Raw genomic sequence first — 25,930 nt, 5'->3', positions numbered from 1 at the left:
TTAACCCAAAATACACCACACTTCTAAAATACACAGGGCTTGTCTAAGCATTTTTGCTTAACCCATCTACCATGTTAGACAGAATTATGTTAGAACGCAGTTTTGATCAAGGCCTGTGATGTTTCTAAAAGAATATTGTGACTTTTCGATACCATTGTTTATAAACAACACACAGGTTTTCAAATTTCAAAAACCATGTAGCCCCGGCTACATGGTTTTTGAAAAGATCTTAAGGTTATGGCCGTTTTCTATTAAAAACACGACTAAATATATCGCTCAATACAACCATTTCAAATTCTGCGAGATATGATTTTTGCTGAGGACATAAATACGTTGAAAATAAGAGTTTAACAGGGCAGATTCCGGGTACACCCCCTTAAGATGGGTATATTAATCAGCTCAGTTTTGTAAGAAGCTACTCATGTAAAGAAACCTTTGTTAAGGTACCAAGATATTTCTATTCTTTACAGGGGAAAATGGAATGTTAGCTGTTATCAGCCTAGTGTTGAGTCATAGTTCATCTATCTGCTTTAGCCATGACTGTCTGACTAGCTATCGCTTTGATGCAGATGATACAGTCGTTTTTCAAACAGCTCGTGCGGTGAGCACGTTATTCCAACACAATTTGCAAAACTACAGAAAACTCTAAACGCATGGGAGGTATTACTACTATGCCTAAGATGAGTGAAATGACCGTTCAGTCTGCCAAAAACGTCGCCGCCCCAGATGCTGAAGATTTATCTCTCTCCCTGGATAGCCTGAATACTCTGGAGCCCGCTCACGATATTCTGCGCTACGGCTATCAGCCTCTCTCTCCATTTTTTGCCCCCAAAAGCGTTGCCGTTATTGGTGCTACCGAGCGCCCCGGCAGTGTTGGTCGCACAGTTCTCTGGAATCTGATTAGTAACTCTTTTGGGGGCACTGTTTTCCCAGTACATCCCACCCGCACTCATGTGCTAGGGATCAAAGCCTATTCAAGCATTACTAACATATCTGAACCGGTGGATCTGGCAGTCATTGCCATACCCGCCCAGAAGGTGCCAGAGGTGATTGAACAGTGTGGTGCCGCTGGTGTCAAAGCCGTGATCATTCTCTCCGCCGGATTTCGGGAAATTGGCGCACCTGGATTGGCCTTAGAAGCGGCTGTACTGCAGGCAGCTCGACAAAATCATATCCGGGTGTTGGGACCTAACTGTTTGGGATTGATGTGTCCTAACAGTGGTCTTAATGCCACGTTTGCCGGTGCGATGGCCCGCCCTGGTAACGTTGGGTTTATTAGTCAGAGTGGCGCACTGTGTACCTCAATTTTAGACTGGAGTCTCCGGGAAAATGTTGGGTTTAGTGCGTTTATCTCGATCGGGTCAATGCTGGATATTAATTGGGGCGACCTGATTTACTATCTGGGGGATGATCCGAACACCCACAGTATTGTTATTTACATGGAAGCCATTGGCGATGCTAGATCGTTTCTCTCGGCAGCACGGGAGGTGGCACTCAGTAAACCTATCATTGTGATTAAAGCGGGTCGGACGCAAGTGGCCGCTCAGGCTGCCGCCTCCCATACGGGGGCTCTAGCTGGCAGTGATGAGGCCCTGGATGCCGCATTCAAACGCTGTGGTGTCCTTCGGGTGAACACCATTGATGAATTGTTTAATTTGGCAGAAGTTTTAGGCAAACAGCCACGTCCTCGTGGTAAGCGTTTGACGATTCTCACCAATGCGGGTGGTCCTGGTGTTTTAGCGACCGATGCCCTGATTCGCAGTGGCGGTGAGTTAGCGCCCTTGTCTCCTAAGACAGTGGAAACCTTAGATACTATCCTGCCTCCCCACTGGAGTCGTCAAAATCCCATCGATATTCTAGGTGACGCTACTCCAGAGCGTTATGGAGCGGTCCTGGATGTCTTAGCTGAGGATGAAAACAGTGATGGTTTATTGGTGATCCTGAGTCCTCAAGCAATGACTCAACCCCTGGCAACGGCAGAACAGTTGCAAACTCGGGCCTCACGTTGGACCAATAAGCCACTGCTTGCCAGCTGGATGGGAACAGAAACCGTCAGACCGGGTGAAGATCAGCTCAACCAAAATCGTATTTTTACACTGCCGTTTCCTGATACCGCCGCACAAATTTTTTCGTTGATGGCGCGGCACAACGATAATTTGCGATCGCTGTATGAAACCCCAAGTTTAACAATAACAACAGGATCAAAAACACAGAGCGTTCAAAGTGTGTTGAGCGGTGCTCGTCAGGACAATCGCTCATTACTCAGCGAATGGGAATCGAAGCAGCTGTTACAGGCCTACGGCATTCCTACGGTTCAAACTGAATTGGCCACCTCAGCCGATGCCGCTGTTGCCATTGCCGATCAGATCGGGTATCCGGTGGTGTTAAAGCTGCACTCCCACACAATTACCCACAAAACCGATGTCGGTGGAGTCAAACTGAATCTTGGCGACAGCAGTGCAGTTCATAGGGCCTATGAGGAGATTGCCACCATTGGTCAACCCGGAGACTTTCTGGGGGTGACGGTGCAGCCGATGGTATCGCGTCATGGCTATGAATTAATCATTGGCAGCCACGTAGATGAACAGTTTGGCCCCGTTTTGTTATTTGGTAGCGGTGGTCAGCTGGTGGAGGTCTATCGCGATCGCGCCCTGGGCCTACCGCCATTAAATACAACATTGGCGCGACGGCTAATGGAACAAACCCAGGTTTATCAAGCACTGCAGGGAGTGCGAGGTCAGGCCCGGGTTGATCTAGATGCCCTAGAAGCATTGCTAGTTCGGTTTAGCCAGCTTGTGGTGGAATATCCAGAAATTAAAGAAATCGAAATTAATCCACTGCTGGTTTCTGCCGAACAGCTCTTAGCCCTGGACGCACGGGTTGTTCTCCATAGTTCAGCCATGATAGAGCAGGGCTTGCCTAAGCCTGCCATTCGTCCCTACCCCGGTCAATACGTTAAATCATGGGCTTTGCGTAACGGATTAGATGTCACAATCCGTCCCATTCGTCCCGAAGACGAACCCCTCATGGTCGATTTCCACCAAACCCTCTCAGAGGAAAGCATTTACTTTCGCTATTTCCACCTGATGAAACTGCAGTCCAGGGTGGCCCATGAGCGTCTAACCCGCATCTGTTTTATTGATTATGATCGAGAGATGGCACTGGTAGCAGAACATGTAGATGCCCAAACCAACAAACGCTCGATTTTAGGTGTTGCCCGTCTGAGCCGTTTGCACGGCCTTAATGCCGCCGAATTTGGTATGTTGATTAGCGATCGCCACCAGGGACAAGGTTTAGGCTCAGAGTTCTTGACCTCTCTACTAAATATCTGCAACGCAGAGAGGATTGCCCGCATCTCGGCCACAATTCTCCCAGAGAATCGTGGCATGCAACATCTCTGCAAAAAAAATGGATTTGAGATTGTACGCAACTTTGACGAAGTTGAAGTTTACTACGATTTCTAGGGATTGACCTGGAGTGGCAAGCTGCATCCTTGCCGCTCTGGTACCCGATGGCAAAAAATTAGCCGCTATTTCATCCACCCATCCACCCATCCACATTTGACAGTGAGCAAACTGACGCCACAGAGCACTAGTTCACTACCCTAGCCCTACAACTTTGAGGAAGAGAAAAGAAGACTCAAAGCCCCCAATAGCCTGGAGCTATTGGGGGCTAAAAATAGGCCATCCCATAGGGGTAAACACAGTAGCCCTTAATCCACCGTCCGCTTTCCTAAGCTTTAGCCGGAATAGCCGGAATATATTTTAAGCGCTGGCCCACTGGCATCGCCCTCTGGTGGGGCTGAATCAGACCATACCCCCCATGACCACGTTCATAAATCACATTAATCTCTCCAGTGCTTTCATTTTGAAACATGTAGAAATCATGATCAATTAGCTGTAATTGTTCCAATGCCGCTTCCACCGACATGGACGACATGGCAAAAAACTTATTCCTGACCACTTTGGGCGGTAGTACAGGATGATGCTCATTAATAATCGCTGTGGGGTTAATGGCAGCATCCAGAGTTTCCTGGCCTGTAGTGTCCGGTTCAACATTAACCCGTTGTTGTTTTTCCTTATATTTTTTTAGCTGACGAGTGATTTTATCAGACACCAGATCAATGCTGCTGTAGAGATCCTCGTGTTTTTCCACCGCCCGAATGACGACACCTTTTGCATAGGTTGTGACTTCAGCTGTTTGTCTATCTTGATTGCGGGTACAGCGATGAACGGATAATTTAACGTCAATCTCGGTAACTAAATTCTCAAAATGATTGACAGCTTTACCAATTTTTTGACAGGTATAGTCATAAATAGCTTCGGTGATTTCAACGTTTTTGCCCTGGATCACTACTTTCATTGGAAAAGTCTCCTGCTGTGAGTGGCTAACGTTTCTTATTTAAGTCAGTCATTTAAAGTGTTATTAAATATCAGCCCTTTGAATTGGCTGACTCTTTTATCCTCTTAACTTACTCTTAAAATAACAAGACTGTTTCTTAGTAGTACCTTAGAGAAGTTAAGTAAAAAAACAAGCTTACCTGAAGTAAAAAAATGCTCTTCCTGGGATTAAAGGCTAGCCTTAAAGAATTCTGTAGAGTTCTCATGAAGTCAGGCAATCGCTTGGGTAGGCCATTTTGATCACCTGAATGCAGATTCTAAGGGGTAAAGACTAAGCGGGCGAGCTGGTAAGTTTCTGCAGTTTGGAGAATCTCTCCTGACTGGCTGACGCTAATGGCCGTTGCTATCTCGTTGGGATGGCCGACAACTAAGGCCATCCCTGTGGCCTGCAGCTTTTCTGAGTCAGGATTGTATATGTAAACTATGGGTCGCTGGGTATAAAATGCCAGGCTGGGTTTCATAAACCCGACCATGGCCAAGGTTTCCCCTGGCTGTTGTTCGGTTTTCATGGTCTCGGCTAACTGTCGCAGGGGTAGCTGACGCTGACTGTCCGCCAGTGCTGCCATGGGTAAAATTGAGACTAGGGTAAAGGCGAGAAAGGCGATGAAGCTGATGATCCATACCCAGCGCACCCGGCGGGTTAGCAGCAGCCCCAGCCCTGCCAGCGTGGCGATGCCCCAAACAATGGCACCCTGGAACATGACTTGAGAGTCTCGCACTAGCGCTGGGAAATCGGGCATGACTGGATCACCGCCAAGCCAGTTAGGGGTGAGGTAGGATGCTACCGATAAGATGGCAAAAAATAGAATGCTAAGTGCAGCGCTAATCCCCATGCCTCGCTGACGGGGACCAGCCCACATCAGACCCACCATAATCGCGGCGGCTGGCATCAGCGGTAGCACATAGCTGGGTAACTTGGTGACCGCAGCGGTAAAAAAGCAAAAAATGACCAGAAACCATGTTAGGGCAAAGACCCCCAACTGCCTTTCTCGGGGCTGACGTCGCCAGTAGCCGATGGCCCAGGGGCGCAATCGCACCATGGCAAAGGGTAACCCAGGGGACCAGGGTAAAAACCCTACCGCAACTACTGCAAAGTAAAAGTACCAGGGGGCGGCATGGCCGTTGACCACGTCGGTAAAGCGCTCGTAGTTGTGATAGCCAAAAAAGCTGTCGATATAGGTCTGGCCATGGATGGCAATGATGGCAACAAACCAGGGCACCATCAGCAGCAATGCCAGCAGACTACCCTGTAGTAATTTGATTTCTTTGAGCAGGGTGCGGACCTGGCCCATGTAGACAGCGAACACGGTGACGATGAGTCCAGGAATGACGATGCCCACCGGGCCTTTATCTAAAACCGCCAGGGCCATGAATATGTAGAAGCCGTAGTACCAGCGGGGGCTATGGGCATAGCCCCAAAAAAAGCAAAGCAGCGCGGCTCCGATGCAGCCCGACAGCACCATGTCGGATACCCCTGTGCGGGCCCAAACTATGGTTTGAGGATGGAGCGTCATTGCGATCGCACCGACGCTAGCGGCCAGGGTAAAGGCTGTTTTTTTATCTGCCGACGGGCCGTGGGGATAGCCAAAGCGCTGCAGTGTGTAAAAGCTAAAGCCGGTGAGCCCGGCAGCCGCCAGGGCAGATGGCAGCCTCACCCCCCATTCACCGACGCCAAAAATGTGAAAACACAGGGCCATGCCCCAGTACACCAGGGGCGGTTTATCAAAGCGGGTTTCGCCATTAAAGTAGGGGGTAATCCAATCGCCAGTGGCATACATCTGGCGGGCGGCTTCGGCAAACAGGGGTTCGGTTTCATCCACCAGACCGATGCTGCCTAAACGCCAAAAGAAGGCGACAAAAACGGCTAAAGTGACTGTGATGATAGCGACCCAACGGGTAGATGACTGTGATGAAACTGACCCCATTGCGATCGCACCTCCAGCAAATTAGCTTTCGCCCTAGTTTACTGTGCAACGGTCGTCTCGACCGAAGCCAGGGGCCGGGACCAATAGCGGCCCATCAGGCCATAGCTCACCAGGCCCATGGACTCTCGCAGCACCAGCAGCCGTCGATAGCTCAGAGCGGTGGTGTCTGGCAGCGGGCTGGGATAGGGTAGCACCTTAAAGCCCAGACTCCGAAAAACCAGCTGCGATCGCAATAGGTGGGTAGGATCGCTAATCAAAATAATCGACTGCACCCCGTTGGGCATCAGTTGCTGAGCCGTATACTGAGCATTTTGTTCAGTGGTGCGCGAACAGCTCTCCCCCGAAATTTTGCCAGATTCTACGCCGTACTGTTCCAGCAAATGGGCCATTAAGGGCGCATCGCTATATCCACTCACAAAGACTCGGGGGGCTCGGTCCCTGGCTATCAGCTCAACCGCCTTCAGCACCCGACTGGATTGCAAAAACCTGCCCCGTCCCAGGATGACGATGGCATCAGCGGTTTGTCCCTGATAGGTCGGTAGAAACTGGGTTAGTAGGGGTTCCCCAATCACCAACGGCGAAACGCTGATTAAAAATGCCAGTGGAAACCCCCACAGCCAAAGTCGCTTAATAGAGCGCCCCCGTCCCAGCAGAATAAACCCCCGCATGACCAGCCCACTCAAGATGAGGAAGCTCAGTAACAACAGGCCCCCAAGCACCAAACTTTCTAAGGGAAACCTCGCTACCCAGTAAAATACGGAGCTTGTAAATTGGACCCAGCGACTCACACTGAGATGATGTGAACAAACATCTAGGATGCTTCCAAGGTACATGCGTAATTCTGAAGGATATGAGACAAACCAAGTATTCCAATATGAATACTATAAAGGTTAATTTTTAGGTTGATTTTTCCGGTGTTATCCAGGTCGACACCGTTGAACTTATATGGTCAACCTACAAAAAAGGACATAATTGCCTGGGCAGTGTTCCTTGGTTTCTCCAGATGGGGCACATGGCCACAGTTTTCTATCCACACCAGTTGATTCTTGGGTATGGTTTGCTGAAACCGCTGGGCATCCTTGGTACCCAGGATTTTGTCCTGTTCACCCCACACAATCAGGGTGGGGGGCTCAATTTTTTGAATGTAGTTGCCCAAGAAGTTATAGCCACCGCTTTTGGTAAAAGCAATCAGGGCTTCTTTCCAGCGGGGCATCTGTAAATGTAACGCGGCACAAAGTTCAGCATCTGGGGTGACCAGGGTGCGATCGCAATAGGCCTGTTGGCTAATGCGCCGTCTCACCCCTGGATTTTTGAGAAACGACGTGGCCCAACTATCTAGGGGCGGCACCATCAGCTTACCCATGGCCGGTCCCGCTGCAAAGCCAGCACCGTCCAGCAGCACCAGTTTCTCGACCGCTTCTGGAAAATCAAGGGTAAAGTCAATAGCGGCGGCACCGCCCATGGATGCACCAGCTAAAATCATGGGTTGACCAATCTGCTGTTGCCAGAAACTATACAGATGCTGCTTAATCGCCGCCGGGGTAATCGGCGCAGCCGTCGTCCGGTCAGTAAAGCCAAACCCCAGCATATCCACCGCCCAGACCTGGGCCTGGGAAGACAGCTGGGGTACCAGACGCCGAAACTCAAAAATCGAGCTGTCAAATCCGTGAATTAAAAGAATGGGTTTACCCACGCCAACGGATACATAGCTGGTCGCTATGGGCATCTGGGTTAACGGAGTAGAAATAGGAGCAAACTGGATGTGGCGGGCTAAGGCCACCGATGTATCTTCGGTTAGATGCTGAACATCAGCGGGTAAAGTTGTCGCCATCAAGGAAAGTCGAAAAAAAGGACAGGCGTTTGGGCAACGCACTATTCTATTATCCATGGCAATGGGAAGGTTTGCCCCTGGATGCTGCCAGCGTTGAAGGTGAGGTCTAGACTTTACAAAAATGGGAGCGTTTTAGAGCAACATCTTTTGCAATCTCTTCTGAGTCAAAATCGTTTCCCACTCAAGACGAAGTGGGATAAAAGGGATAAAAGCAGGTAAAAGGGATTTTAAACCCACAATAATCTTTAAGGTTTGTAGTCTCCTGGATTGTTCTGTCTGTATTTTTTCACACAGACAACACTACTCTGTACTAAAGTACCAGGTAGCCAGGTTATCGAGGTTCAAGCGAGTGGATAGTTTTCCCATCCTGAATTCATTGGCAAATCCAGTCCAATCTCATCCACCTAATTCCCCCCAAAAGACATATACCTTAACGTTATCAACAGCGCTAACCCAGAACCTTGATGCTCTAGCACGTTCCTCCGGAGTATCCACAGATGCTGTCCTCCTGGGTGCGTTTCAGGTCTTGCTTTACCGTCTATCATCTCAGGATAACTTTCAGATTGTATCTACAAAACTCTGCATACAAAACGAAAGAGATACCGATCAACAAGACAGCATTGAGCCAAAAACTTTAGGTTTAAATAATCTATTTCTCTGGTCTATCGATTTCTCCGGCGATCCTTCGTTTAAAGTTGTCATGGACCAGCCCTGGCCATGCTTCCCCTGGCCGCAAAACTCACTGACAGTGGTGGACCCGACCAACCTGGCAGACTCTCCTGCCCTCTTTGTTGGGCTCCAGGCAGATGCAACCGCTATTGCTATGGAGAAATTCGACTGGATCTTAACGGTGACAGAGCGTGCTGAAGCAATCGATAGAAAAATAGCGATTTCTGCCCGCTACAATCCAGTGCGGTTCTCTCCATCAACAATTGGTCGGTGGATGGGCCATTTACAAACGCTGTTGACAGGGATTGTGGATACACCGCAACAACCAATTTCTAGGTTGCCTCTACTTACCGACTTCGAGCAGCAGCAGTTACTGATCGACTGGAATGACTCGTCAGCGCAAACGCCCGAGGTGCAGACGATTAATCAATGGTTTGAGCAACAGGTGAAGCGGACACCGGCTGCGATCGCACTAATAGTGGATGGGGCTGGTATCACCTACAGCCAGCTCAATCATCGAGCGAATCAGCTGGCCCATTATCTCCAAAAGCGCCATGGTGTCGGCCCAGATACCCTGGTTGGGTTATGTGTTGAGCGATCGCTGGAGATGGTGGTTGGCATTCTCGGCATTCTTAAAGCCGGTGGTGCCTACGTCCCCCTCGATCCTGGCTATCCCAATCAGCGGCTGGCCTTTATGTTAAAAGACTCCCAGGTCGCTATTTTATTAACCCAGCAGCCATTGTTGGCTCAACTCCCTGAGACCCGTGCGTCAATTCTGTGTTTAGATACCGCCTGGTCAGACATTGCCAAAGAACAGGAGAGTGATCTGGGGCCTACAGCCGCTGCCCACCATCTTGCCTACGTTATTTATACCTCCGGCTCCACCGGCAATCCCAAAGGGGTACTGGTGGCTCATCAAAATTTGGTGCATTCTACCGCAGCCCGACTGAGCTATTACCCAGGCGCGGTAGACCGTTATTTATTGCTGTCCTCCTTTGCCTTTGACAGTTCTGTTGCCGGGATTTTTTGGACCTTATGTACAGGGGGAACGCTGGTCATGCCAGCGCCAACGGTACAAACCAATCCCCACAGACTGACTCAGCTGATTCAACAAGAGCGCATCTCTCATCTGCTGTGTTTACCGTCTCTCTATGCTCTGTGTTTAGACTGTTTGACGACAAAAGCCTGGGATTCGCTACGGGTTGTGATCGTAGCAGGCGAAGCCTGTCCACCGGCCCTGATCGAGCAGCACCACCAGCATCTCAAGCAGGCGACGCTTTATAACGAATATGGCCCGACGGAGGCCACGGTTTGGGCCACGGTCCATCGCTGCGAGCCCCAATCAGCGGCCATGGCGGTGCCCATTGGTCGACCGATTGATCATACTCAAATTTATCTGTTAGACCAGCACTATCAGCCAGTGCCTATTGGTGTTGCCGGAGATTTGTATATTGGTGGTCCTGGTGTTACCCGTGGCTATTGGAGGCAACCCGCCTTAACCCAGGAAAAGTTTATTGCAAATCCGTTTCCAGCAGCTAAACAGATCTTTGGCGACTATCGGCTGTATAAGACGGGGGATTTGGCTCGCTATCGCTGCGATCTCAGCATCGAATTTTTAGGGCGCACCGATGACCAGGTCAAAATTCGCGGGTTTCGCATTGAGCTAGGAGAGATCGAAACGGCGCTGAGCCAGCATCCCAGGGTTAAACAAACAGCGGTTGTGACCAGGGAAGAGAGTCCTGGAGACAACCGCATTGTGGCCTATGTTGTCGGTCAAGATCAGACTAGTGCCACCGCCCAGGCAGAACAAGTGGCCCAGTGGCAGCAGGTGGACAATGTTATCTACCGACAAACCACCCCCGACAGTGAACACGCTCCTGACTTTGACCCCACCTTTAATATTATTGGCTGGAACGATAGCTATACCGGCCAGCCCATTCCAGCTGAGCAAATGCGCACATGGGTGGACACCACCGTTGCCCGCATCCAGGCCGGTCGTCCCCAACGAGTCTTAGAAATTGGCTGCGGTACGGGTATGCTGTTGTTTCGCGTTGCCCCCAGCTGTGACTACTATTTAGGCACCGACATTTCCCAGGAAGCCCTGAATTATGTTGAGCGACAGCTCAAGGCCTCAGACGATGATTGGTCTCAGGTGGAGTTACGCCAGCGAGCCGCTGACAACTTTGAGGGGATTACCCCTAATTCCTTTGACGCAGTGGTGATTAATTCGGTTATTCAGCTGTTCCCCAGCATTGAGTACCTGGTGGAGGTGCTGGAAAAAGCAATTACGGCGGTTAAACCGGGCGGGTTTATTTTTGCTGGAGATATTCGTAGCTTACCCCTGTTAGAGGCGTTTTATGCCTCAATTCAACTCAGCCGAGCCGCTGACAATCTGACCCTGACCCAGCTCCACCAGCGGTTACAAAAACAGGTAAACAATGAAGAAGAACTGCTAATTGATCCGGCTTTTTTCCATGCCCTATCAGATCGGTTTACCCGCATCAGTCAGGTTGTTGTGCAACTCAAACGGGGGCAGGCTCACAATGAGCTGACCAAGTTTCGCTACGATGTCACCCTCAGCGTGGATAGTCCGCCGGTCTCCTCTCCAGACATGATCTGGCTTGATGGACAAGGCGGTCTCACCGTCGCCGCTGTGCGTCATCGGCTGCTGGCGGAGACTCCCCCTGCTGTGGTGATTCAACAGGTGAAAAATGGGCGTTTGCACCCGGAGTTCCAGCTGTTAGAGCAGCTAGACGCCGATGGTCAGTCAGAGATTACCCTGCAGGAGCTGCACTCTCAACCCCAGGAACACCAGGGAATTGAGCCGGAGGTCTGGTGGCAGCTGGGGCAGGAGCTGTCCTATGGCGTGTCGGTCACCTGGTCGGCCTCAGGCGGTCCGGACTGTTATGATGTTGTGCTGCAGCAGGATACCCCCCGCTCAACTGGCGGATTCCTTGAGCATCAGCTGGAGCCCCTCCAGTGGTATCAAGGGCTCCAAAAAGAGGCCTGGCTCTCCCAAAAGCAACAAGCATCAGACTGGAGTGGCTATGCTAATAATCCCCTTAAAGGCAAGCTTGCCCGTGAGTTAACGCCTGCCCTGCGCCACTATTTACAGGCACGGCTACCGGATTATATGGTGCCCGCCACCTTTGTTGTGCTTGATAGTCTGCCCTTAAACGCCAATGGCAAAATTGACCGGCGGGCATTACCGGCTCCTGAACGTTCTCGACCGGAACTGGCAACAGAATTTGTCTCACCCCAAACTAAAACTGAACAACAGATTGCCCAGGTATGGCAAGACTTGTTGCAGCTGGATGAAGTGGGGATTAGCGACAATTTCTTTGAGCTGGGGGGCAATTCTTTATTGATGATTCAAGCCCACCAACGACTGAGGGATATTTTTGGTTCAGATCTCTCCATTGTCACCCTGTTTCAATACCCTAATATTCAGCGGTTGGCCCAGCATCTTACAGACACACCGGATACTCACGCCAGGACACCGAAACGAGCGGTGCGATCGCACGATGACATTGCCATCATCGGCATGGCTGGACAGTTTCCAGGGGCAGCTGATGTGGACACATTTTGGCAAAACCTGTGTGATGGTGTGGAGTCGATTGCTACCCTTGCCGACCACGAACTAGAACCGGCAGACCCCGCCTGGGTCAAACAGCCTGGCTATGTTAAAGCGGGTGCAGTCTTAGCCGACGTGGACCAATTTGATGCCCATTTCTTTGGTTACAGTCCCCGAGAGGCGGAACAATTGGACCCTCAACAGCGGGTGTTTTTAGAATGTGCGGTCGCGGCCCTGGAAGACGCAGGATATGACCCCGAGACCTACTCCGGTAGGATTGGTGTTTATGCAGGTGGCGGCATCAACACTTACTTTCTCAACAATGTCTGTCCTAGTTTGGGATATCAGGCCAATCGGTCATTTCTAGAAACCGTTGGCGATGTGCAAATGACCATTGGTCAATCGCCTGATTTTTTACCTACCCGCGTCTCCTACAAACTCAATCTCACAGGCCCCAGTGTCAATATTCAAACCGCCTGTTCTACCGCCCTGGTGGCCGTACACACCGCCCTACAAAGTTTGCAAAATGGAGAATGCACCATGGCCCTGGCCGGTGGTGTCGCCATTCGCTTACCCCAAAAAACAGGCTATGTGTATGAAGCAGGGGCCGTATTCTCTCCTGACGGGCACTGCCGGGCCTTTGATGCCCAGGCCCAGGGTACGGTGTTTGGCAATGGCGCGGGCATTGTTGTGCTCAAACGGCTGAGGGATGCTGTGGCCGAGGGCGATAACATCTATGCGGTGATTAAAGGTTCGGCCATTAACAACGATGGTTCTTTAAAGGTAAGCTATGCCGCGCCGTCTGTGGAGGGTCAGGCAGCGGTGATTGCTGAAGCCCAGGCCATGGCTGCGGTCGACGCTAGCACAGTGGGCTATATCGAAGCCCACGGCACCGGCACCGCCCTGGGGGATCCGATTGAAATTGCCGCCCTGACCCAGGCATTTCGCGAAACAACAACCGATACGGGATTTTGCGCCATTGGCTCCGTCAAAACCAATGTGGGGCATTTGGCCAATGCCGCCGGGGTCGCCGGGTTGATTAAAACAGCCCTGGCCTTAAAGCATCAATTAATTCCCGCCAGCCTGCATTTTCAAACCCCCAACCCTAAAATTGATTTTGACAACAGTCCATTTTTTGTTAATACACAGCTGCAACCATGGGTCACCAACGGTCATCCGCGTCGGGCTGGGGTCAGTTCCTTTGGCATGGGCGGCACCAATGTGCATGTGGTTTTAGAAGAAGCGCCGCAGGCAGCCAACAGACCCAGCCAGTCTGAGCAACAACTAGCCCAGACACGAGAGCGTCCGGCCCACATCTTGACGCTATCAGCCAAGACCCCACAGGCATTGCATGAGCTGAGAGAGAACTATCTTCACTATTTAGGCGCTCACCCTAAGGGAGAGTTAGCCAATATTTGTTTTACAGCCAATGGCGGGCGTCAGCACTTTAACCATCGTTTGGCACTGGTGGTGAATTCGCGCTCAGAGCTGCAACACCAGTTAACGACCTTACCCGCTGAGAGCCAGGCCGAACTATCGGCGGGCAACCCACCCACCCTGGCCTTTTTGTTTACGGGACAAGGGTCTCAGTATGTCCAGATGGGACGACAGCTCTATGAGACTCAACCGACGTTTCGCCAGGCGCTGGAAGCGTGTGATCAGATTTTGCGATCGCACCTGGACGTTCCCTTGTTAGAGCTGTTATATGCCACGGACAAGGAGACAGCGGCCCGGCTGCACCAAACCGCTTACACCCAACCGGCCCTGTTTGCGATCGAATATGCCCTGGTCCAGCTGTGGCAGTCCTGGGGCATTCAGCCCACTGTGGTTATGGGCCACAGCGTGGGAGAGTATGTGGCCGCCTGTGTGGCCGGAGTGTTTAGCCTGGCCGATGGCTTAGGACTGATTGCCCACCGGGGTCGCTTGATGCAGGCGCTGCCCCAGGTGGGGGCGATGATGTCTCTGATGACCAGCCCAGACCAGGTGCAGGCAGCGATTCGGGCTGATCAGAATACGGGCCACGGGACAGTTGGCGAGAGCGGGCAGGGAGTGGTTGCGATCGCAGCCATTAATGGTCCTGAGAGTGTCGTCATTTCCGGCGACCGGGCAGCCGTCCAGGCCATTGGCAACAAGTTTGAAGCGATGGGAGTGAAAACCAAGCTCCTGCAAGTCTCCCATGCCTTTCACTCCCCCTTGATGCAGCCGATGCTGGCCGAGTTTGAGCACATCGCCCGCCAGGTCACCTTCTCCCCACCCCAGATCACCATGATCAGCAACGTCACCGGAGCGCTAATCACCGATGACATTGCCACCCCCGAGTACTGGGTCCGTCACATCCATCAGCCCGTACAGTTTGTTGACAGTATGCAGCGCCTGGCCCAGCAACAACCCACGGCTATCCTGGAAATCGGACCCAAGCCAATTTTATTAACCATGGGACGCCAGTGTTGGCCAGAGTCTTCAAGTCTGTGGCTACCGAGTTTACGGACGGCTCAATCCACTGCTGTGGCGGCTGCGCCCACGGATTGGCAGGTGATGCTCAATAGCCTGAGCCAGCTCTATTTGCAGGGGGTTGCCATCGACTGGCTCGGCTTTGACCGAGACTATCCCCGCCGTCGTGAACATCTGCCCACCTATCCGTTTCAGCGACAGCGCTACTGGTTAGAGCCACAGCGCCCGGCCACCCCCATTTCCGATGCAGCCAGTCATCCCCTGCTGGGACAAAAAATCCCCCTAGCCGGTTCCCATGAGCGGCGGTTTCAGGCTGTTCTCACCCCCCGCGATCCTCGGCTAGCTTACCTGACCGACCACCGCATTTTTGATAATCCAGTTCTACCCCTAACAGCTTATGTGGAGATAGCGCTGGCTGCTGGGGCTCAGCTTTTCCCAACGGTGGCAGACCACTTAACTAACAAAAACTCTGACCAAACAACCCCACCGATTACCCTGCAGGAGATGCTGATTGAGCGACCGCTGGTGCTGTCTGACCAGACTCCCAGCACCGTTCAGCTGGTGGTCACTCCCGATGGTGAGAATCGCTACAGATTCCAGATTTTTAGCGCCGTGCCCGCTGAGGACAACCAGGAACTCACCTGGATACGCCATGTTTCTGGACTGATGGGGCAACAACCCAGTGCCACCCCCATCACCTTTAACCTGAAGGCCTGGCAAGGTCCGCAAACAACCTGTCTGTCTGCTGAGCGGTTTTACCAGGAGCGGCGATCGCAGCAAATAGACTTTGGCCCCACATTTCAAGGAGTAGAACAACTCTGGATCGATGACCATGCCGTTCTCGGCCAGATTCGCATCCCCGATCAGATCTGGTCAGCAATGGGGACCTACACCCTCCATCCGGCGGTTTTAGATGCCAGTCTCCACATTTTAGGCGCGATTTTACCCCCAGGCACCCACCTACCCGTCATTTTGGACCATCTACAGGTGTATCGTCGCCCTAGCCGCTATTGGTGGAGCTATGGCACCCTAGACGCCCATCAGGGTAGCTCAGAAACTCTCAGCGCCCAGGTCCATCTGTTTGACCATCGGGGGAATTTAGTGGCGCGAGTGTCGGGGTTGGCGTTGCGTACAGCCCAGCGGCCCAACCCCGCTCATACTGATCATTTCAAGCATGCTCTTAAGGAGCATCTCTATGAGGTGGTGTGGGAGCCAGCGGCAGCCCGAGCCCAAACACTGGATCACCCTGGGCATTGGCTAATTTTTGCCCATAGTCACGGCATCGGCGACACGCTGGCCCAGCAACTTCGCCAACGGGGCCATGGGTGCACGCTGGTGCTGCCGGGAACCTGCTATCAGCAAACCCAGGATGACCACTATCAGCTTGATCCGGCAGCACCTGAACAGTTTCAACAGCTGTTGGCCGATCTGTTGACTAAGCAACCCTGGCACGGTGTGGTCCATCTGTGGAGTTTGGCTAGGGATCAGCAGCCCACGGATGGAGTCGAACCCGCGCGATCGCAACTGCTTAACACTGGCAGCGCTTTACATTTAGTACAGGCTCTCACACACACCCAGATCTCACCACAGCTGTGGTTAGTCACCCAGGGCGCACAACCCATTGATACAGCCCCATTGCAGGTGCAACAGTCACCACTGTGGGGCTTGGGTCAGGCCATTGCCCTGGAATATCCTGAGCTGCAGTGTATGCGGCTAGACTTAGACCCAACGGAGGCAGCCGCTCTCTCCGCCGAGCGGTTGTTAAACGAACTGTTATCGGCAAGAACACCAACCACCCCGCCGCCAGCCCCGGACAATCAAATTGGCTATCGACAGGGCAATCGCTACGGGGCTCGCCTGAAACCAGTGACGCTGCCAAGCACCCCATCTCCCCAACCACTGCGGGTCACCCTCAACAGCTATGGTCCCTTAGACAATCTCCAGCTGGCCCCCCTCACCCGGCGACCACCCCAGCCCCATGAAGTAGAGATTCAGGTGCGTGCCGCTGGTTTAAACTTCCGAGACGTGCTCAATGCTCTGGGCATGCTACAGGACTATTATGAACAGGAATTAGGGATTGATCAGCCTGCAAAGGTTCCCTTTGGCTTTGAATGTGCCGGGGAAGTGGTTGCCGTTGGTGAACAGGTCACCCAATTCCAGGTTGGCGATCCGGTAATGGCCCTGGCCACAGGCAGTTTAGCCAGTTTTGTCACCGTGGCCGCCACCCAGGTGGCTCCCAAACCTGAGGGCTTTTCCTTTGCAGAAGCTGCTACCATTCCAGCCGCCTTTTTGACCGCTCACTATGCTCTGCACGAACTAGCCCAGATCCAGCCAGGGGAGCGGATTTTAATCCACTCTGCTGCCGGGGGGGTGGGGCAAGCGGCGGTCCAACTAGCCCAGGGAATCGGGGCTGAGATTTTTGGCACCGCCAGTCCCGGTAAATGGGAATTTCTCAAGGCTAGTGGCGTCCACCATGTGATGAACTCTCGCACCCTGGACTTTGCTCAAGATATTCTGCAACAGACCCAAGGACAGGGTGTCGACATTGTCCTCAACAGCTTGAATAAAGACTTTATTGACAAAAGTTTTGAGGCCCTGGCCACCCACGGTCGTTTTCTGGAACTTGGCAAGCTGGATATTTGGCAGCCTCAAACCGTTCAACAGCGGCGACCCGATGCTACCTATTTTCCCTTTGATTTAGGAGAGGAGTATGGACAAAATCCGGATTTACTCCCCGATTTATTTGCCAAACTAGCTCTGGGCTTTGCTGACGGCAGCCTGCAACCATTACCGCTGAAAGCATTTCCCCTGGACAAGGTGGTGGACGCATTTCGCTATATGGCGGGAGCCCAGCATTGCGGCAAAGTTGTGCTGACAATGCCAGCCATCGAGGCAGTCCAGGCCACAGGCAGCTATCTGGTGACCGGTGGACTGGGTGGACTCGGGCTAAAAGCCGCTCAGTGGCTGATTGACCAGGGAGCCCAACAGATTGTGTTGGCCAGTCGTCGGGGCCTCTCGTCATCGGCACTGGCGGACAAGATTGAGCTGCTAGAACAGCAGGGGGCCAACATTACCGTTGTGCAAGCCGATGTTGCCCAACAGGATGATGTTGGCCGTCTGTTAGCCAGCTGCCCTGCTCCGCTGCGGGGGATTGTCCATAGCGCTGGCGTCTTGGCTGACGGTGTGTTGCAACAGCAGTCCTGGCAGCAGTTTGAAACAGTGATGGCTCCTAAAGTCTCTGGGGCCTGGAATTTACATTGTTTGACCCAGGAAATGCCCCTGGACTTTTTTATCTGTTTCTCTTCAGCGGCGGCGATCACAGGTACCCTGGGTCAAGGCAACTATATTGCAGCGAATGCCTTTTTAGATACCCTGGCCCACCATCGTCAACGGTTGGGACTACCGGCTCTAGCCGTCAACTGGGGAGCCTGGGCCGATGTAGGGATGGCGGCTAATCTATCTCGCCCCCAGCAACAGCGTCTGGCCGCCCAGGGGATTGACTTGATTCCGGTGACCGATGGATTTGCTCTGTTGAGTCAGTTAACTCTGCAGACCAAGCCTCAGATTGCGGTGATGCCGATGACAGACTGGTCTAAGTGGTTGGACAGCCTGCAGACGGTTCCCCAGTTTTACGAGGCATTGGTGTCAAGGCAGACCGCTGCGCGATCGCAATCGTCATTCATATCAGCAGCAGCCAACCCACCTGTATTTACCCAAAAAGAACAGCTGATTGCCCATGTACAACAGCTGGTGGCCAGAACCCTGGGCTTTAAAGACCCCACCCAAATTAGCCTGAGGGAGCGGCTGTTTGACTGGGGGCTGGATTCACTAATGGCCATTGAACTGCGGGGACATCTACAACAGAGTTTGGCCTGTACCCTGGGTTCAACCTTGTTGTTTGACTATCCCACGATTGAAAAACTGGTGGATTATTTAGCCGCTGATGTCCTGGGCCTCACAGCAACACCCCCAGCCCTTGCACAACGGGATCAGTATTCATCCGTTGTGGCCATGCAGACCCAGGGAACTCAATCCCCCTTCTTCTGTTTGCCCGGTGTGCTGGGGAATGTGTTTGAACTAGAACCGTTGGCCCGTCACTTGGGCCGCGATCGACCGTTTTACGGATTGCGATCGCTCGGATTAGACGAAGACATTAGGCCCCATAACACCATGGCCGAGATTGCGGCTGCCCACATCAACGCGATCCAGCAAATCCAGCCCCAGGGCCCCTATTTCTTAGGTGGCCATTCCTTTGGTGGCAAGGTTGCCTTTGAAATGGCCACCCAGCTGCACCAGCAAGGGGAGACCGTGGCACTACTGGCCATCATGGATATTCAGGTACCCATAGCGGACCATGAAAAAGATGCCGTTGATTGGGAGGACAGCCACTATCTGCAAAGCTTAATCACAATGTTTGAGCGCTCTCTCAACGGCCACCTCGATCTGCCAGACTATCTGCCCAAACTCCCTGTAGATACACAGCTCACCCATCTGTGCACCAGCCTCAAACAACTGGGTAAACCCTTTAGCCAGACCGAATTAACTCGACTCTTGCAGGTTTACAAAGCCAATATGCAGGCCATGACCCAATATATTCCCCAGGCAGTGTATCCCCATAGAATTACACTGCTGCGGGCTCAGCAGGTGCACACCGAGGATACATTTCTGCCCAGTCCGGCCATGACCCAAAACGACCCCACCTGGGGCTGGCAGCGCTGTTGCCAACAGCCATTAGATTATCAAGTGGTACCCGGCGATCACTTTACGATGATGATAGAACCATACGTTGACGACTTGGCCCAGCAGCTCGGTCAGCGTCTGAAGCAATGGGGGAGCTGATGTTATCACCCATAAGCAAACGGCTCTGTTCTTCGTTCTTCGTTCTTCGCCACAAACTTGCATCTAAATTATGGAAACACCGGTTAATAAACGAGTTGAGTGGGTCTATAGCGCCAAGACAAATCGCGAACTTTGCGATCGCTACGACCAATGGGCCAAAGACTACGAGCAAGACCTGACGGAAACCTTTGGTCGGCCTCAGCGTGAGCCGATTGTTGATCTCACCCTGAAATATGTGTCTAAAGACGCCCATATTCTCGATGCTGGTGCCGGTACCGGCACCCTCGGTCAGTGGCTGTATGGAGAAGGCTATCGCCACCTAGTCGCCGTCGATTTGTCGCCAGGCATGCTGGCAGAAGCCCAAAAGAAACAGGTCTATCAGCAGCTATATCCCATGGTGTTAGGTGACCCCCTGGACTTTAAAACCGCCACCTTTGATGCTGTCACCGCCTGTGGTGTCTTTACCTATGGCCATGCCCCCAGCCGTGCCTTTGACGAATTAATTCGGGTGACTAAACCCGGCGGCTATCTGATTTTTACCCTGCGCCCTGATTTTTATGAACACAGCGACTTTAAACCCAAAATGGCTGACCTGGTTAACCAATCCCGATGGACCCTGACCGAACAGGGAGCTCCCTATCTGGCCGAAGCCAAAGGGGAAACCAACCTATATTTACAAACCTGGGTCTTTCAAAAAAACACATCATGGTAGTCACCCATCCCAATTCTTTAGCCGCTTTACCCTTAGCCACGGCATATCAAACGGTTCGCCAGCTGAGTGAACAGATTTGTCAGCCGCTGGAAATTGAAGACTATGTGGTGCAAAGTATGCCAGGGGCCAGTCCCTTAAAATGGCATCTGGCCCATACTGCCTGGTTTTTTGAAACCTTTGTCCTCATTCCCCACCTCAAAGGCTACAGCGTTTTTAACCCCCAATACGACTATCTATTAAACTCCTACTACGAATCCATGGGAGAGCGGGTACTAGCCTCCCAGCGAGGTACCCTATCCCGCCCCACCGTGGCCGAAGTGTATCGCTATCGCGCCTATGTTGATGAGGCCATGGTGGCCTTGATCAACCATAGTCAAGGTGAACCGACCGTGGCATCCCTGGTCACCTTGGGGATTCACCACGAACAACAACACCAGGAATTTCTGTTTACCAACATCAAACATATTTTTGGCAACAATCCCCTGCGCCCCATCTATCGTAGTGATTTAGTCCCATCCAACCCCACCGCTACGGCTCCATCCCTGGATTGGACAGATTATTCAGCCAATTTATATAGCATTGGTTATGACGGTGATGGCTTTGCGTTTGATAATGAACAACCGCGTCACCAAACCTATCTCCACGATTATCGTCTGGCCAATCGATTGGTCACCAATGGTGAATATTTAGAGTTTATCCAGGCTGGCGGCTACCAGAACCCTGAATACTGGCTCTCAGAAGGATGGGCCGCTGCTCGTAGCCAAAATTGGCAGGCACCGCTGTATTGGGAACAGATCGATGGCGACTGGTGGGTGATGACCCTGGGCGGCATGGGGCGTTTACATCTCCACGAGCCTGTCTGCCACGTCAGCTGTTATGAAGCCGATGCCTATGCCCGCTGGGCCGGTCAACGTTTACCGACGGAAGCCGAGTGGGAAATTGCCGCTACCGATATGCCAGTGACCGGCAATTTGCTGGAAACAGATCGACTCCAGCCCGCTCCCGCCAGCGACCGGCAACTGTTTGGGGATGTCTGGGAATGGACCACCAGTACCCACCAGCCCTATCCTGGCTATCGACTAGAGGCTGGGATTGTGGGTGAATATAACGGCAAGCTCATGTGTAACCGCCTGGTGTTGCGGGGGGGCTCCTGTGTAACTCCCACAAATCATATTCGCCCCACCTATCGCAACTTTTATCCCCCCGATACCCGCTGGCAGTTTACCGGCATTCGTTTAGCCGACATGGGAGCAAGCTTTGGATAACAACGGATTAGCACCTTTAGCCAACTTTCTCCGTAACGGTTTAAGCTGAACAAGTACAGTATTCGCCAACTATGATGAGACCCACCCCCATTCCCCCTGGCCCTGGTCAAGAGTCTGTCTGGGACTATCCCCGCCCTCCCCGGATTGAAGCTGTGACCAAACACATTCGGATTATTTTTAACAACGAGTTGATTGTTGATACTCGCCGTTCTAAACGTGGTTTAGAAACCAGCCATCCGCCTTCTTACTACATTCCTCAGGAGGATATCAAAATGGAATATTTGATTCCAAGCGATCATGCCACCTTCTGTGAATGGCGGGGAGCGGCCAAGTATTATCATTTGCAGGTTGGCGATCGCAAAGTTGAAAATGTGGCCTGGTACTATACCGACATCTTGCCAGCCTACGAAGAACTCCTGGGCCATGTCAGCTTTTATCCAAGGCCCATGGATGCCTGCTATGTTGACGACGAAAAAGTAGAACCCCAACCCGGAAATTTTTATGCCGGCTGGATCACCAGGGACATTGTCGGTCCCTTTAAAGGTGTTCCTGGTAGCTGGGGTTGGTAACTATGTGTAGATTGCTTGCCTATTTAGGCCCCGCTATTCAGCCAGAAACCCTGATCTATAAACCCGAACATTCCCTAGAAATCCAAAGCTACCGCCCCAAAGAAACCATTACCACCTCAGTTAATGCCGATGGTGTGGGCCTGGGCTGGTATCAGCCGCAAAAGAGACAAGAGCCGTTTATCTACAAAAATGTTTTACCGATCTGGGCTGATATCAATCTTCCCCACCTGGGTCATTACATTGATACGGATACTTTTCTTGCCTATATCCGCAGCGCCACCCCTGGGCAAGCCTCAAATCTGAGTAACTGTCAGCCCTTTAGCCATCAACAGCTACTGTTTACCCACAATGGCTTTATTGAAAACTTTCGAGATACCTTATATCAGCCGATTCGCCAACATCTAACCGATCCGGTTTATCGCACAATTGAAGGCACAACAGATTCTGAACACATTTTTGCCCTGCTAGTCCATGAGATCACCGTCCACCATTACTCTTTGGAGCAGGGGTTAGCGGCTAGCTTAAAGACTCTGAGCCAACTAGCCGCCGCCGACAATGTCACATTTAGCGCCAACGTTGTTGTCAGCGACGGCCATCAGCTGGTTGCCTCTCGGTTTGCTAACGGTATCGCGGCCCCATCGCTTTACTGGCTGTCAGAGAGCCCGACGTTACCAAATTCCACCATTATTGCCTCTGAACCTTTATTTCCTGGCAATTGGCAGCTATTTCCCGATAACACAATCCTCCAGGTCAAGCACGATGCCCAACCCCAAATCAGATCACTTTTATCTGAGGTGGTCAATTAGTACTCTGTGGCATCAGTGTGCACACTATAAGTGTGCACACGATCCAATGTGGATGGGTGGATGAAATAGCTGCCCAATTGCTGCTGCCAGTGGGCGCTAGCTATCTTGAGAACGTGGCTGAATCACACCGTATCCGCCATGGTTACGCTCGTAGATAACATTGATCTCTCCGGTTTGCGCATTGCGGAACATATAAAAATCATGATCCACTAGCTGGAGATTATCTAAAGCTTCTTCGACCGACAGGGGCGACATCAGGAAAAACTTGTTACGCACTACCTTGGGAGGCAGTTCTGGCGAGCGTTCTGACGTTAATTCACTGACGACAATAGACGGATCAATCTCGGTATTTACCGATTCTTTAGGCTGAGCCCGACGCTGTTTTTTAGTTTTATATTTCTCTAACTGACGGGCAAGCTTATCCGTTACCAAGTCAATACTGGCATAAAGATTTTCATGTTTCTCAGCGGCTCGAATCACCGTGCCACTGGCATGGATGGTCACTTCAGCACTTTGTTGAGATGACTTTTTGGCTTGATAGGGCGCTGAGAGTTTAACGTCGATCTTAGTCGTAATATCTTGATGCCGGGCTAATGCTTTACCAATTTTTTGGCGCACATAGTCATCAATCGCATCTGTGACTTGAAGATCTTTGCCTTGAATAACCCATCGCATATAGGATTGACCTCCTGACAGTTACAATCACGTGACCCACTAGTTCAAAAGCGGCTACGAGTTTCTCTACACCAAGTGCCTCTATTATTAGGATATTAGAAGCCTCTCACCGTTACCGCTGTTTTTCTCTCCGAACAGAACTAATGTGTACCTACATAATAAGCTGTTTAGACAGCTTTTCAGCGATTCAGGCCATTAATATTTCTTGAAAAGATCATTAAGTCATCAAAATTTACGAACTGAGTCCCCAGTATCCTCATAATTTCCTCATAAGTTTTTTGTAGTCTTTGACCGCTGTTCCATAGAGGGTTCCAGGCGGATACTATAGCTGATGGCAATGTGCCTGTGTCTGCACCCCGTATCTTCTAGTCGCCAAGGGAGAGGGACAATTGTTGGGGACGATTGTTCTCTAGTTATTGACTCTGTGTGTGGGCAAAACTTTCTCATTATTTTGAGCTAGGTCATTTTTTGTGGGCCTACCCCGTTTCTAAAGTCCCTGACAGTCCTAGGTTACAGTGGTGGGGCGTCGTTGTTGTCAAGGCTTTGATTGGATTGTTAATGGTATGGCGACTGGCTAATTTTAGAACAATTAGTCCTGGAATGTGGTTAAATATCCCCCTGATTGTTGTTGTTTTGTTGGGTGTGCGTTACTTGGGTATGAATCTCATGGCCCGTCATCAAAAGCTGGCGGTTCGTTTGATTCAGATCGAACACCTGCCCCTGGCATGCAACCCTGGCTTGCTGTCCTTGGGTTGATCGCCTGAGTACCGGCTGCTTTACCCTAACTGTGGGATTGATTACTCCACAAGCTGCTGATGTTTGTCTATCGTTGAGATAACGTCAAATAGGAGAGAGCCCGATGCTCCGATATAACCTAACGGCCCTCGTTGGAGCCGTGATTGCTGGGTCTGTTTTGCTGGGCTGTGCCACGTCTGACCCTGGGCAGACAGCGACTACGGCTGATGCCGCTCCGGTGACTGCTGCCCCTGATGGCACCGACAGCCCTGAACCTGAGAGTCAGACCATGGCCCAGGTCGAGACTCTACAGCAAACTATTCTGGCGGAGTCTTTAGAACACCCTTGGGGCATGGCCTGGTTGCCCGATGGCAACTTGATCATTACAGAGCGCCCCGGACGAGTCCGTTTGCTCCGGGCGGGGTCGGTGGAACCCATATCGATATCGGGGGTGCCATCGTTGTTTGCCACTGGTCAAGGAGGATTGCTGGATGTCTCGGTTCATCCCCAGTTTGCCGATAATCAGTGGGTTTACTTTACCTACGCCCATGGTTCTGCTGGAGCCAATCAAACCCGCGTGGCTCGCGCCCGGCTTGATGGTAATGGGCTCTCTGAGTGGACGGTTATTTTTGAAGTGAATCGAGAAAAACAGGGTAGCCAACATTTTGGCTCTCGGATTACCTGGCTGCCTGATAATACGATGCTGGTTTCCATTGGTGATGGCGGTAATCCGCCGATTCGATTAGAGGGTGAACTGATTCGGCATCAGGCTCAAAAGCTGGACAGTCACCTGGGCAAAGTGGTCCGGTTAAATGATGATGGGTCGGTGCCTGGCGATAATCCCTTTGTGGATACACCGGGGGCTGACCCGGCGGTGTGGAGCTATGGCCATCGCAATATTCAGGGGTTGATGGTGGACCCGGTGACCGGTCAGGTGTGGGCCACGGAGCATGGGTCGCGGGGGGGAGATGAGCTAAATCGGGTAAACCCTGGTGACAACTATGGTTGGCCCCTCGTTACCCACAGCCGTGAATATACCGGGGGCGAAATTTCATCGGAGCAATCGCGACCGGGCATGGTCGATCCGCTGGTGGTGTGGACCCCGGCGATCGCACCCTCAGGGCTGCTGGTGTACCAGGGCGATCGCTTTCCCCAGTGGCAGGGTGACCTGTTTGCGGGCGGGCTAGTTTCTCAAGATGTGCGCCATATTGAATTGAGCGATGCCGGCACTGTTGTGAATGAAACCCCGATTCCCATTGGCCAGCGCGTGCGGGACGTACGCCAGGGACCAGACGGGCTGATATATATCCTCACCGATGAACCCAATGGACGGCTGATTCGGCTGGAACCGGGCTAATCACCAGCCAGACTAACAACTAATGCCACGACTAATGCGAGAAATTAGAAGGCCAAGCCGGTCATCAAGGACCGCTGGCCCCAATCATGATTTGACCTGCTTGTGACTGCAAGGGAAACGTA

The 25,930-nt window shown here is 51.9% G+C and carries 13 protein-coding genes; 8 read left to right on the top strand and 5 right to left on the bottom strand.

What is annotated here, in order from left to right; genetic code table 11:
* Positions 1-671 precede the first annotated feature (671 nt).
* On the top strand, positions 672-3,464 hold the full coding sequence (locus N836_RS65135) for a bifunctional acetate--CoA ligase family protein/GNAT family N-acetyltransferase (RefSeq protein ID WP_235071165.1): 2,793 nt from the start codon (positions 672-674) through the stop codon (positions 3,462-3,464).
* Between the two features lie 268 nt (positions 3,465-3,732).
* On the opposite strand, the gene hpf (N836_RS65130) is transcribed toward N836_RS65135, so the two are convergent.
* The 4 genes from hpf (N836_RS65130) to N836_RS65115 all read right to left on the bottom strand — a co-directional run bounded on the left by hpf (N836_RS65130) (position 3,733) and on the right by N836_RS65115 (position 8,156).
* Positions 3,733-4,362: a ribosome hibernation-promoting factor, HPF/YfiA family gene (gene hpf / locus N836_RS65130; RefSeq protein WP_023075564.1), complete on the bottom strand. Its 630-nt coding sequence runs from the start codon at positions 4,360-4,362 to the stop codon at positions 3,733-3,735.
* Between the two features lie 295 nt (positions 4,363-4,657).
* The gene (locus tag N836_RS65125) at positions 4,658-6,325 is read right to left on the bottom strand and encodes an ArnT family glycosyltransferase (protein ID WP_023075563.1); all 1,668 of its coding nucleotides are present in this window, start codon (positions 6,323-6,325) and stop codon (positions 4,658-4,660) included.
* A 38-nt stretch (positions 6,326-6,363) separates the two neighbouring features.
* Entirely contained in the window at positions 6,364-7,008 is a 645-nt protein-coding gene (locus N836_RS65120; RefSeq protein ID WP_161635030.1) for a YdcF family protein, read from the bottom strand.
* Positions 7,009-7,274: 266 nt separating this feature from the next.
* Positions 7,275-8,156, bottom strand: a complete 882-nt coding sequence (locus tag N836_RS65115) for an alpha/beta fold hydrolase (RefSeq protein ID WP_023075561.1) — start codon at positions 8,154-8,156, stop codon at positions 7,275-7,277.
* 349 nt (positions 8,157-8,505) lie between these two features.
* Here N836_RS65115 and N836_RS73805 point away from each other — a divergent pair, with 349 nt between their 5' ends.
* The 5 genes from N836_RS73805 to egtC all read left to right on the top strand — a co-directional run bounded on the left by N836_RS73805 (position 8,506) and on the right by egtC (position 23,041).
* Positions 8,506-19,689 carry a hybrid non-ribosomal peptide synthetase/type I polyketide synthase gene (locus tag N836_RS73805; protein WP_023075560.1) on the top strand — a complete coding sequence of 3,728 codons (11,184 nt, stop codon included), beginning with the start codon at positions 8,506-8,508 and terminating at the stop codon, positions 19,687-19,689.
* Between the two features lie 70 nt (positions 19,690-19,759).
* Positions 19,760-20,401 carry a class I SAM-dependent DNA methyltransferase gene (locus N836_RS65110; protein ID WP_023075559.1) on the top strand — a complete coding sequence of 214 codons (642 nt, stop codon included), beginning with the start codon at positions 19,760-19,762 and terminating at the stop codon, positions 20,399-20,401.
* Positions 20,395-21,666: an ergothioneine biosynthesis protein EgtB gene (egtB, locus tag N836_RS65105; protein WP_023075558.1), complete on the top strand. Its 1,272-nt coding sequence runs from the start codon at positions 20,395-20,397 to the stop codon at positions 21,664-21,666. The genes N836_RS65110 and egtB overlap by 7 nt, the downstream gene beginning before the upstream one ends.
* Before the next feature lie 71 nt (positions 21,667-21,737).
* Positions 21,738-22,235: a DUF427 domain-containing protein gene (locus tag N836_RS65100; protein ID WP_031293905.1), complete on the top strand. Its 498-nt coding sequence runs from the start codon at positions 21,738-21,740 to the stop codon at positions 22,233-22,235.
* Between the two features lie 2 nt (positions 22,236-22,237).
* A complete protein-coding gene (gene egtC / locus N836_RS65095; RefSeq protein WP_023075556.1) occupies positions 22,238-23,041 on the top strand; it encodes an ergothioneine biosynthesis protein EgtC in 804 nt (267 codons plus the stop codon).
* 96 nt (positions 23,042-23,137) lie between these two features.
* Here the strand turns inward: egtC and hpf (N836_RS65090) are convergent, their stop codons facing one another.
* Positions 23,138-23,716 carry a ribosome hibernation-promoting factor, HPF/YfiA family gene (gene hpf, locus N836_RS65090; RefSeq protein WP_023075555.1) on the bottom strand — a complete coding sequence of 193 codons (579 nt, stop codon included), beginning with the start codon at positions 23,714-23,716 and terminating at the stop codon, positions 23,138-23,140.
* A 426-nt stretch (positions 23,717-24,142) separates the two neighbouring features.
* Between hpf (N836_RS65090) and N836_RS65085 the strand changes: the two genes are divergently transcribed.
* Positions 24,143-24,472 carry a hypothetical protein gene (locus N836_RS65085; RefSeq protein WP_023075554.1) on the top strand — a complete coding sequence of 110 codons (330 nt, stop codon included), beginning with the start codon at positions 24,143-24,145 and terminating at the stop codon, positions 24,470-24,472.
* A gap of 103 nt (positions 24,473-24,575) precedes the next feature.
* Positions 24,576-25,808: a PQQ-dependent sugar dehydrogenase gene (locus N836_RS65080; protein WP_023075553.1), complete on the top strand. Its 1,233-nt coding sequence runs from the start codon at positions 24,576-24,578 to the stop codon at positions 25,806-25,808.
* Positions 25,809-25,930 lie beyond the last annotated feature (122 nt).

It is taken from the genome of Leptolyngbya sp. Heron Island J (assembly GCF_000482245.1).
Lineage (GTDB): Bacteria > Cyanobacteriota > Cyanobacteriia > Phormidesmidales > Phormidesmidaceae > Leptothoe.
Note: the sequence above shows the minus strand (reverse complement) of the source record. Positions and strands in the feature narration are given on the sequence as shown.